This is a genomic window from Caballeronia terrestris (assembly GCF_001544515.1).
GTDB classification, from domain to species: domain Bacteria; phylum Pseudomonadota; class Gammaproteobacteria; order Burkholderiales; family Burkholderiaceae; genus Caballeronia; species Caballeronia terrestris.
In genome coordinates this window covers 35,496-46,337 of sequence record NZ_FCOL02000043.1, presented here as the reverse complement: position 1 = coordinate 46,337, position 10,842 = coordinate 35,496, and the positions used below count along the sequence as shown (strand labels likewise).

General features: G+C 61.6%; 11 protein-coding genes. 6 read left to right on the top strand and 5 right to left on the bottom strand.

Annotation, left to right across the window (positions count from 1 at the left end):
- Nucleotides 1-157 precede the first annotated feature (157 nt).
- Nucleotides 158-817 (bottom strand): YceI family protein, encoded by a 660-nt coding sequence (locus tag AWB67_RS25920; RefSeq protein ID WP_087659072.1) that lies wholly within the window; start codon nt 815-817, stop codon nt 158-160.
- A 171-nt stretch (nt 818-988) separates the two neighbouring features.
- Here AWB67_RS25920 and AWB67_RS25915 point away from each other — a divergent pair, with 171 nt between their 5' ends.
- The 4 genes from AWB67_RS25915 to AWB67_RS25900 all read left to right on the top strand — a co-directional run bounded on the left by AWB67_RS25915 (nt 989) and on the right by AWB67_RS25900 (nt 4,063).
- Complete coding sequence (locus AWB67_RS25915) at nt 989-1,510, top strand: hypothetical protein (protein ID WP_125477669.1); 522 nt, start codon at nt 989-991, stop codon at nt 1,508-1,510.
- Between the two features lie 279 nt (nt 1,511-1,789).
- The gene (locus AWB67_RS25910; RefSeq protein WP_087659071.1) at nt 1,790-2,539 is read left to right on the top strand and encodes an SDR family NAD(P)-dependent oxidoreductase; all 750 of its coding nucleotides are present in this window, start codon (nt 1,790-1,792) and stop codon (nt 2,537-2,539) included.
- An 87-nt stretch (nt 2,540-2,626) separates the two neighbouring features.
- On the top strand, nt 2,627-3,532 hold the full coding sequence (locus AWB67_RS25905; protein WP_087659070.1) for a LysR family transcriptional regulator: 906 nt from the start codon (nt 2,627-2,629) through the stop codon (nt 3,530-3,532).
- A gap of 213 nt (nt 3,533-3,745) precedes the next feature.
- On the top strand, nt 3,746-4,063 hold the full coding sequence (locus AWB67_RS25900; protein ID WP_087659069.1) for a YciI family protein: 318 nt from the start codon (nt 3,746-3,748) through the stop codon (nt 4,061-4,063).
- A gap of 73 nt (nt 4,064-4,136) precedes the next feature.
- Here AWB67_RS25900 and AWB67_RS25895 read toward each other — a convergent pair whose 3' ends face one another.
- The 3 genes from AWB67_RS25895 to leuC form a co-directional block, all read right to left on the bottom strand.
- Nucleotides 4,137-5,459, bottom strand: coding sequence for a 2-hydroxycarboxylate transporter family protein (locus AWB67_RS25895; RefSeq protein WP_087659068.1), 1,323 nt, complete (start codon nt 5,457-5,459; stop codon nt 4,137-4,139).
- A gap of 71 nt (nt 5,460-5,530) precedes the next feature.
- A complete protein-coding gene (leuD, locus tag AWB67_RS25890; RefSeq protein ID WP_087659067.1) occupies nt 5,531-6,169 on the bottom strand; it encodes a 3-isopropylmalate dehydratase small subunit in 639 nt (212 codons plus the stop codon).
- Nucleotides 6,162-7,574 carry a 3-isopropylmalate dehydratase large subunit gene (gene leuC / locus AWB67_RS25885; RefSeq protein ID WP_087659066.1) on the bottom strand — a complete coding sequence of 471 codons (1,413 nt, stop codon included), beginning with the start codon at nt 7,572-7,574 and terminating at the stop codon, nt 6,162-6,164. Before leuC ends, leuD begins: the two co-directional genes overlap by 8 nt.
- Nucleotides 7,575-7,691: 117 nt before the next feature.
- Between leuC and AWB67_RS25880 the strand changes: the two genes are divergently transcribed.
- Nucleotides 7,692-8,594, top strand: a complete 903-nt coding sequence (locus AWB67_RS25880; RefSeq protein ID WP_087659065.1) for a LysR family transcriptional regulator — start codon at nt 7,692-7,694, stop codon at nt 8,592-8,594.
- Here the strand turns inward: AWB67_RS25880 and AWB67_RS25875 are convergent.
- Nucleotides 8,545-9,585 carry a LysR family transcriptional regulator gene (locus AWB67_RS25875; RefSeq protein ID WP_087659064.1) on the bottom strand — a complete coding sequence of 347 codons (1,041 nt, stop codon included), beginning with the start codon at nt 9,583-9,585 and terminating at the stop codon, nt 8,545-8,547. The genes AWB67_RS25880 and AWB67_RS25875 overlap by 50 nt on opposite strands.
- Nucleotides 9,586-9,667: 82 nt before the next feature.
- Here AWB67_RS25875 and AWB67_RS25870 point away from each other — a divergent pair, with 82 nt between their 5' ends.
- On the top strand, nt 9,668-10,834 hold the full coding sequence (locus tag AWB67_RS25870) for a mandelate racemase/muconate lactonizing enzyme family protein (RefSeq protein WP_087659063.1): 1,167 nt from the start codon (nt 9,668-9,670) through the stop codon (nt 10,832-10,834).
- Nucleotides 10,835-10,842: the final 8 nt, after the last annotated feature.

Here is a 10,842-nt window from a genome sequence, read left to right as displayed (position 1 = left end):
AAGGCACAAGCAACCCGAAGGCACAAGCAACCCGAAGGCACAAGCAACCCGAAGGCACAAGCAACCCGAAGGCACAAACAACGGAAGGCACAAACAACGGAAGGCAACAGCGGTCAGCCATTCGCGCGCCCGGGCCCCCAAACCGCCCGAAACATTCCTATTGCCCCGCCACGCCCTCCACCGCCTTGACAAACTCCGCCTGAATCGCGACATGCACCTCATCGCCAACAGCCGGATACCACTTCGATAACCCAAACTGCGCGCGACTGAAATGCCCGTCGGCGGAAAAGCCGAGCGTCTCCTGCTTCGTCAGCGGATTGGCCGCATGGCCGTTGAACGTCACGTTCAGCGTCACCGGCCGCGTCGTGCCATGAATCGTCAGATCGCCGATCAACGTGCCCTTGTCGTCCCCGGTGCGCACGAAACGCGTGCTCACGAAGCGAATCGTCGGATAGCGCTCCGCGTCGAACATGTCCGGGCCCTTGACCAAACGGTCAAGCAGCGGCACATGCGTATTGACGCTGGCCGCATCGATCGCCACCGAGACCGTGCTTTGCTCCATCCCACCGCTATTCCAGTCGAGTTCGCCCGAGACCTTGTCGAAGCGGATCACGAATCGCGAATAATGGAAATGATCGACGTCGAAACTCACGTTCCAGTGATACGGGTCGAGCTGATAGCGCCCGGCCGGGACGCTCGTCTCGTTCGCGGACACCCGGTGCGTCACCACCTGCAAGGGCGTGCAGCCCACGACGGCAAGCAGCGCCGCGCCCGCCATCCAGACGCGCGCGTGATGCAGAAACTTTCGACGGCTCATCGTGTTTCACCCGAATGACGATTGAAGGACAGTCGCGACGGCACGTTGCGACCGGGTCACGCTCCACACGATACACGCGCCTTCGGGTAGAGTTCCGCTCCATCTTGTCTCGAAAAAAGCGTCGCTGCAGGCATGCCGCGACCGAAAACAGCGGAAAACGGCGGAATACCTATGCGTTCATGGCTCACCCGATTTCGCGCACCGCGCGCCAAGGCGATATTGCTCGCACTTTGCGCGACGCTGGCCGTCGCATCGAATGCGCGGGCTGGCGACTGGTGCGGCAACGGCCTGTGGGTCGATGCGATGATCGGCTCGCATCACATCAATCCGGACAAGGATTTCCAGGAGTTCAATCCGGGCATCGGCGTGGAATGCTGGATCGCGCCGGAATGGGCGCTGACGGCGGGGTATTTTCGCAATTCGCTGTCGAAGCCGTCGCTGTACGGCGGCGGCGTCTGGGCGCCGGAATTCGCGCACTGGGGCTTCATCCGGATCGCCGCGATGGGCGGGCTCATCTCGGGGTATCCGTACGGCGGTTGGGGGTTCGGACACGATCACACGATCGGGCCGGTCATCGCGCCGCTCGTCATGATGGAATATCGGCGCGTCGGCGCGAACGTCATTCTGATTCCGCCGATCCCGTCGGCCGATCTGCCGTTCACGATCGGCTTTCAGGTGAAAGTGCGGTTTTGAGGGACGCGCCGTGCCCATACACAAGCGGCACATGAGAGGTTGATAGACGCTCGCACGACAATCTCTCTGCACGCTCGCGACGCCCCGATCTGCACCCTTGCCTTAAGCGCACCCCTCTCCCGCGCAAAGCGGCCTCCGAAAGTGGCATACCTGCTATGCCATAGCGCCCGCTGTTCAGCCCTTCTCGCTGCCCCCATCCTTCTCCCCCTGGCTCGCCGACGCTCTCAATCGAAAGCGATATCGCGGCGGACACACTTCATGTTCAAACGGAGAAACAGCATGGGTAAGCTCAAAGGCAAGGTCGCGGTAATCACCGGCGGCAGCAGCGGCATCGGACTGGCGACCGCCGCGAGGTTCGTCGCGGAAGGTGCGCATGTCTTCATCACGGGACGCCGTCAGGCCGAACTCGATAAAGCGGTGGCCGTCATCGGCTCGAATGTCACGGCGGTTCAGGGCGACATTGCCCGTCTGGAGGATCTCGACCGGCTTTATGAGACGGTGAAACGCGAGAAAGGCGGGCTGGATATCATCGTCGCGAGTGCGGGGTACGTCGAGGTGTTGCCCACGGAATCGGTGACGCCGGAGCACTTCGACACCACCTTCGACATCAACGCACGCGGCACGTTCTTCACTGTGCAAAAGGCATTGCCGCTGCTGCGCGACGGCGGCTCGATCGTGCTGGTATCGTCCGGTATGCATATCAAGGGCTTTCCGGCGTATGGCGTCTATGCGGCCACGAAGGCAGCAATCCGCTCCTTTACCCGAACGTGGGCGGCGGAATTCAAAGACCGCGGCATTCGCGTGAATACGCTGAGTCCGGGACTGATCGAGACGCCGATCATCGACGGCCAGTTCAGTTCGAAGGAAGAAGCCGACGGTGCACGGGCGATGTTCAAACAGATCACGCCACTCGGCCGAATTGGCCGCGCCGATGAGATGGCCGCCGCGGCATTGTTCCTCGCCTCGGATGAGAGCAGCTACAGCACGGGCATCGACCTGGTCGCGGACGGAGGGATTACGCAGCTATAAACTGGGCAGGGCGGCGCGCACGCCTGCTCGACGCTTCACTTCGCCGCATGCCTCATTGCCTGGCGTCTTGCCGGAGGAAAGTTAGCGATGGACCGAATCGACGTCATGCGGCTTTTCATCCGGGTTGCGGACACCGGCAATTTTTCAAAGGCGGCGCGTGCAGCAGGCATCAGCCAGCCGACGGCGAGCAAAACGGTCGCCAGCCTCGAAGCACGGCTCGGCGCGCAACTGCTGCGCCGCAGCTCGCGCGGCCTCACGCTCACCGATGCCGGCCAGAGCTTCTACGAAGGCGCAGTCGAGATCGTCGAGAGCGTGGACAACGTCGAATCCCGCGTCGGACGGGGCGAAGCATCGCCTTCCGGCGTGGTGCGCGTTGCCCTGTCGCCGGCTTTCGGTCGCATGCAGATCATTCCGCACATGACGCCGTTCCTTGCGCAGTATCCGGAGGTCCGCGTGGAGTTCATCGTCGCGCAGCGCTACATCAATCTGATCGAGGAAGGGGTCGATGTGGCCATACGCATCGGTCCACTCACCGACTCCACGCTGATCGCGCGTCGCATCGGCAGCAATCAATACGCCACGGTAGCGTCACCGATGTATCTGGAGCGTGCGGGCGTGCCCCACGCGCTGGATGATCTCGCCGATCACGACTGCATCGCCCTCATGTCACGCGACGCGCCACGGACATGGCCGTTCCTCGGGCCCGAAGGTCCGGTTGAGCACGTGCCGCAGGGACCCGTGCGCAGCAACGACGCCGAATATGTCCGCGCCGCGGTGATCGCCGGGATGGGGATCGGGCATAACGCGGGCTGGCTGTATTCACGGGACATCGACGAAGGCCGGCTTGTGCCGATCCTGGAGGAGTTCAGGCCCGCGACGTTTCCTATCAATGCCGTCTGGCCGGGAAGTCGCCGGTTGCCGGGCAAGACGCGCGTGTTCATCGAATTTCTGGCGGCACTCTTTGCCGCCGATCCTCTGCTTGCCATCCGCTAGCGAGCGTAGCTATTCGATGACGGCATACGTCCTATGCGGCCGCGCTGTCTACCGGACGACGCGATCGGAGTCTATCTTTGTCTTCAAGGCGCCGGGGAATAAACCTCCGGCGCACAGGCACCGAGCGGGGCCGACGCTTTCTGCCCCTGCGCACACTGTCTAAAGACACTGAAGTGTGAGCCGCCTTTTTGAACGTCTTCGAAGGAGTTGAAAATGGTTGATCAAAATGGACCTACCTATTTCGTCGTATTCCACAGCCCCGGTCCCAAGTGGGTCTCCGATAAACCCTACAACGAGCAGCCGGGTTTTTACGACCACGTCAAATATATCGACGACTGGTTCGAGAAGGGCTCGATCGTCCTGAGCGGCCCGTTCATGGAGCCTTCCGGCGGCATGGCAGCCGGCGGCATGGCGATCTTCAAGAGCACCGACTTGAAGACCGCCATCGAACTCGGAACCGAGGATCCGACGGTCAAGTCCGGTTTGCTCAACGTGACTGTGAAGCCGTGGTGGGTACCGTTCCACCACTAGGCGCGGGAAGGTGCATGCTGCGTTCCGGCATCGAAGGAGCGCAGCATGCCGATGCTTCTACGTGGCGCGCCCGTCAGTGAAACCACTTCATCATCAACGTAGCGAAGACGATCATCCCCGCGCCTCCGATCCGCGTCGAAATCTGGGCAAACGGCATCAGCCCCATTCGGTTCGACGACGACAGGATCGCGACATCGCCCGTGCCGCCCAGGCCGCTATGGCAAGCCGTGATGATCGCCGACTCGACCGGATACATCTTCAGCCACATGCCCACGAAGAAGCCCGAAATGATCATCGCGATCACGGTCGATGCGCAGATCACGAAGTAAGCCGGCGAGAACGCGCCGACCAGCTTGTCCCACGAAACGAACAGCGTGCCCAGTCCGACGAGAATCGCAAACGTCAGGTTCGTCGACATGAACCTGTACATCTGGTACGCGCCGATTTCCATCGATTCAGGAATCGCGTGGGCAAGCTTCAGCAGCGCAGCCGCGACGATCATGAGCACCGGACCAGGGATGCCGGTGACCGGTGCAAGCAGCGCACCGAGGATGAACAGCGTGCAGGCGAGCAGCAGTCCAAATCCCATCAGCCGCAAGTCGAGTGCGGACTCGGCCTTTTGCGCCTTGAGCAACTCCTGATCCTCGCCGGTGCGCACGAGGACGCCTTCGCCGCTATACGCGGGGTGCTTCTCGCCGAATCGCTTGAGAATGCCGCTTGCCAGAATCGCGATGACGTTGCCGATCAGCGCTGCCGGAACCATCATCGCGATCAGGTGACCCTGCGCCGTCCCCGTGATCTCCGCATAGCCGATGGAGAGCGGCAAGATGCCTTCGCCGATGCCGCCGCCGAGGATCGGAATGACGATGTAGAAAAACACGTGCTTCGGGTCGTAGCCGAACAACAATCCCACTAGAATGCCCGCCGCGATCGCCGTCACCGTTCCCACCAGAAGGGGAACGAACATCTTGAGAAAGCCCTGGATCAGGATCTTCCGGTTCATCCCGAGAATGCTGCCTGCGACGAGACACGCGATGTACAGATACTGAAGGTTCGCGGTCTTCATCGTCGTGGTGATGGCCTTGAGCGTCGTCTCGTCCATCAGCTTGTAGCCGAGCAGGGCGGAGGGCACGAAGAGGCAAAGAATCGCGGGCCCGCCGATATGCCTGAAGAGCGGAATCCGCTTGCCGACTTCACCCAGCAGCAGTCCGGACAACATCAGCACGGCAAAGCCGCCGATCATGTCGTTGGGGAGCTTTTTCGTGACGATGGCGAGGACGGTGATGACAGCCACCGCGATGAACATCGGCACGGGCATTCCGCCGATCGTCAGTGTTGACCATGTCGCTCGCCGGCCGAGCGCCGGTACGCTTGCGTGCGTCGAGGTACTTTCCATTTCACGTCTCCTGACAGGAATTGATTTACTGCTCTGCGGTGGCCCAGCCAGTCTTCGCTGGCTTTAAGTTCTCAGGCTGTGCGTTGTTGCTTCGGAAGGTCGATCTTCATCCACGGGTGATCCGCGTAATGACGGGCTTCGAATGCGTCGATCGCTTTGGCGTCGCTCAGCGTCATGCCGATCATGTCGAGTCCTTCGATGAACATGTGCTTCTGGCGGGCGGGCAGTTCGAAGGGATATTCGGCGCCGTCAGCGGTAATGACGCGCTGGCGCTGGACGTCGATCGTCAATTGGCTTTTCGCGGGGTCGCTGACGAGTTCCATCAACTTCGCCATCGTCGACGGATCGAGCATCACGAGCAGCAGGCGATTGTTAAGCGCGTTGAAATAAAAGATCTCGCCGAAGCTGGGCGCGATCACCGCTTCGAAACCGGCTTGCTGCAAGCCCCAGACGGCGTGTTCGCGACTGGAGCCGCAGCCGAAGTTCGCGCCGGTGACGAGAATCCGGGCGTCGCGATATTCAGCCTTGTTGAGCACGAACTCTTCTTTCGGGGCGCCGGAGGCGTCAGTGCGAAGGTCGTACAGGACGCCGCGCGCCAACCCCGACTTGTCGATGCCGAAGAGGAATTGCTTCGGCATGATCTGGTCGGTGTCGAGGTTGTTGAGGGGCAGGGGTGCGGCGATCCCGGCTACCGTTTCGTGCTTAGACATGATTGAACTCCTTGCGTACGTCGACGATGCGTCCGGCGAGCGCGGCGGCTGCGGCCATCGCCGGGCTCATCAGGTGGGTTCGTGCGCCGCGACCCTGGCGGCCTTCGAAATTGCGGTTGGTCGTGGATGCGCAGCGCTGGCCGGGTTCGAGGATGTCGTCGTTCATCGCGAGACACATCGAGCAGCCGGGTTGGCGCCACTCGAAGCCCGCTTCGATCAGCGTGTTCGCGATGCCTTCGCGTTCCGCCTGCTCGCGGACCATGCCCGAACCGGGGACGACCATCGCGCGCACCGACGGCGCGACCTTGCGCCCGCGCACGACGTCGGCCACCGCGCGCAAGTCTTCGATGCGCGCGTTCGTGCACGAGCCGATGAAGACGTGGTCGATGGAGAGACCAGCGATCGCCTGGCCCGCGTCGAGTCCCATGTAGGTCAACGCCTTCGACGCGTTGTGGCGTTCTAGCGGTTCCGCCGACAGTTCAGGGATGTGATCGGCGATCGATATCGCCTGGTCCGGGCTCGTGCCCCACGTCACGAAGGGCGCGACGACGTTCGCGTCGAAGCGGTGCGTGACGTCGAACGTGGCATCGGCGTCGGACTTGAGCTGCTTCCATTGCTCGGCGGCTGCGGCGATATCGCGCGGCGACAGGTCCTTGATCCGCTCGGTCACGTAGTTGACCGTGGTGTCGTCCGGCGCGATCAGTGCGCCGCGCGCGCCGGCTTCGACAGTCATGTTGCACAACGTCATGCGCGCTTCCGCCGACAACGCCGCGATCGCCGCCCCGCTGTATTCGACCGCGAATCCACGTGCGCCCTGCGCGCCGATCTTCGAGATGATGTAGAGGACGAGATCCTTCGACGTTGTGCCTTCCGGAAGCCTTCCGTCGACGTGAATGCGCATGTCTCGCGCCACGCGGTAAATCAGCGTCTGCGTAGCCAGCACATGTTCGACTTCCGATGTGCCGATGCCGAAACCCAGCGCGCCCAACGCGCCGTAGGTCGTCGTGTGGCTGTCGCCGCACAGAACCACCATGCCGGGGCGAATCAGCCCGATTTCCGGCGCGACGACGTGTTCGATCCCTTGCTCGCGGTCCTTCACATCGAACAGGTGGATGCCGTGCTTCCGGCAATTGCGCGTGAAGTTGCTGGCTTGATGCGCGGCCGCATCGATCATGATCGTGCGCTTGTCGACCGCGACCGGATGCGTCGGAATCACGTGATCGACGACGCCCATCTGCTTCTCCGGGCAGCGCACGGGCAGGTTCTTCTCGGCGAGCCCAGCGAACGCCTGCGGGCTCGTGTATTCGTTCATGATGTGCAGGTCGGCATACAGCGCGACGTGCTGCTCATCGACTCGAAAAACCGTGTGGCTTGCCACGATCTTTTGGTAAAGCGTCTGTCCCATGTCTCTCTCCAAACTCGTTTGAACGATCGCTTCCCGACCGTTGAAAGCGAGTTTAATTCGGAAGCATGGATGATAAAATGCAGACTCTCTTAACCTACTCTTCAGTTTAATTTAACAATGGACTCGATCGCCGACCTGGAGTTTTTCGCGCGGCTGGTGACACAGGGCAGCCTCTCGGCGCTGGCGCGGGACTTGGGCGTCACGCCGCCCGCGATCAGCGCGCGATTGAGTCAACTGGAACGGCGCTTGGGCGTGAAGCTGTTGAACCGCACGACGCGCCGGCTCGCCATGACGCAGGAAGGCGAGCTTTATCTCGGGACGGGTTCGAAGCTGCTCGAACAGGTGCAGGAACTGGAGCGAATGGTCTCCAGCAGCCGCGAGTTGCCGCGCGGCTTGTTGAAGGTGAACGCGACGTTCGGCTTCGGGCGTCGACACATCGTCCCGGCGCTTTCGGAGTTTCGGCGGCAGTATCCGGATGTGGAGGTGCAACTGGATCTGACCGATCGCCCGGTGAATCTGGCCGAGTTCGCGTTCGATGTCGGCATACGCTTTGGCGATCTGCCGGATCAGCGCGTCGTGGGAAGAAAGCTCACGACGAACCGGCGCTTTGTTTGCGCATCGCCGGGGTATCTGGAGCAGCACGGCATACCGAAAGTCCCCGACGATTTGCGAACCCACCGATGCATCGTGCTGCGAGAAAACGATACTGCCTACGGCACGTGGCATTTCACCAAGGGCAAGCGGCACGAGCTTGTGAAAGTGCAGGGGACGATGAGCAGCAACGACGGCGAAGCGACGCTGCGCTGGGCGCTCGACGGGCACGGCGTGCTCGTGCGTTCGGAGTGGGACGCGCAATCCTTCATCGATGCGGGCACGCTCACGCGCGTGCTTCCCGACTGGTCGCTGCCAGCGGCCGATATCTACGCCATTTACCCGGAGCGGCTGAATCTGTCGGCGAAGGTGCGCATTTTCATCGAGTTTCTGGATCAGTATTTGCAGCGTCTTTCCCAACGTGCGTGACCTTCCGGCTGACTCGTTTCCTCCGCTCGGCAACATGCTCGTTGACGTCGACGGGAATGAAGGGCGCCTGAAAGTGATCGACCAGAAAATCGATGAACGCTCGCGCGCGAGCCGTTTGATTGCGCTGCCGCGGATAGTAGACAAAGAGGTCGGCCGAAGGAATCACCGTGTTCGGCAGCACGAGTTTGAGCCGTCCGCTCTGCAGATACTTCGCAAGATCCCACTCCGACCGGATCAGGATCCCGTGTCCATCGAGCGCCCATCGCAGGACGATGTCGCCATCGTTGCTCGAGAGGGCGCCTTTCACCTTCAGCGCCTCGATGTGGTCGTTCACGATGTAGCGCCACACGCCGTATGCATCATCGTTTTGCCGATGAATGATGCAGCGGTGCTGCAGTAAGTCCTCGACGCGCTCAGGCGTGCCGAACCGTTCGAGATACTTCGGCGAAGCGCAAAGAAACCGGCGATTGCTCATGATCCGCCGTGCACTGAGGCGGCTGTCGGGCAGTTCACCGAATCGTATCGCCATGTCGAATGCACCTTCCACCAGGTCGACGGGTCGGTCCGTGACCTCGAACTGAATCTCGACGTGAGGGAAGCGCTTGGCGAACTCGGACACGAGCGGCGCGATCGTCGTCCGGCCGAATCCGAGCGTCGCGTTCACGCGCAACAGACCTTGCGGATCGCTCCTCGCGCCGGAGATCGCTTCTTCCATCTCGCGCACCTGCCCGACGATCTGCGTCGCGTAACGCAAGTACGTTTCGCCCTCGGGCGTCAGACTGACGCTGCGCGTCGTCCTGTTGACGAGCCGTGCGCCTAGCCTTTTCTCGATGATGCCGAGCCGCTTCGTCGCGGCGGGCGGCGTCAGATCGAGTGCGCGCGCCGCCCCGGACATGCTCTTCAGCTTCGCGAGCAAGATGAAGAATTCGAAGTCGGTTGCGGAGTCGTTATTCACTTTGAGTGAAGAATGAAATGAAAACAAGTGAATCATAGCGCCACTTTTCGCGCATAACCTAGCGACTCCTACAGCCCGACACCGATACCGACCAGCGGGCATCACTCTGGAGACAGCCATGAGAATCGTTGAAATCCGCGAAAAGACCGTTCCGATCAGTTCCCCGATCCGCAATGCCTATATCGACTTCAGCAAGATGACGCTGAGTCTCGTCGCGGTCGTCACCGACGTGATCCGCGACGGCAAGCCGGTCATCGGCTACGGCTTCAATTCGAACGGCCGCTACGGCCAGGGCAAGCTGATGCGCGAGCGCTTCATCCCGCGTCTGCTCGAAGCCGATCCCGCCTCGCTCGTCAACGATGCCGGCGACAACCTCGACCCGCACAAAATCTGGGCGACGATGTTCACGAACGAAAAGCCCGGCGGTCACGGCGAGCGTTCCGTCGCGATCGGCACGATCGACATGGCCGTGTGGGATGCCGTTGCGAAGATCGAAGGCAAGCCGCTCTTCCAACTGCTTGCAGATCGCTACGGCAATGGCACGCCCGACCGCAAAATCTTCGTGTATGCCGCAGGCGGTTATTACTATCCGGGCCAGGATCACGGCAAGCTGAAGGACGAAATGCGCAGCTACATCGACCGGGGCTATACGGTCGTGAAGAAGAAGATCGGCGGCGCCTCGCTCGATGAAGACCTGCGCCGCATCGATTCGATCCTGAGCGTGCTCGGCGACGGCCAGAAGCTCGCGGTCGATGCCAACGGCCGCTTCGATCTCGATACCGCCATTCAGTACGCAAAAGCGCTCTCGCAATACGACCTGTTCTGGTACGAGGAACCGGGCGACCCGCTCGACTACGAACTGCAGGCCACGCTGCGCAACTACTACGACAAGCCGATGGCGACCGGCGAAGACTTGTTTTCGATGCAGGACGCGCGCAACCTGATCCGCTACGGCGGCATGCGCCCCGATCGCGACTGGCTGCAATTCGATTGCGCGCTGAGCTACGGCCTTGTCGAATATCTGCGCACGCTCGACATGCTGCATGAGCACGGCTGGTCGCCGAAACGCTGCATTCCGCACGGCGGGCATCAGATGTCGCTGAACATCGCGGCTGGGCTCGGCCTCGGCGGCAACGAATCGTATCCGGACCTGTTCCAGCCCTACGGCGGCTTCCCCGATGGCGTGAAAGTTGACGGCGGCTACATCACCATGCCGGACCTGCCCGGCATCGGCTTCGAAGGCAAAGCCGATCTCTTCGCCGAGATGCAAAAGCTCTCCGTATAAGCCTCCAG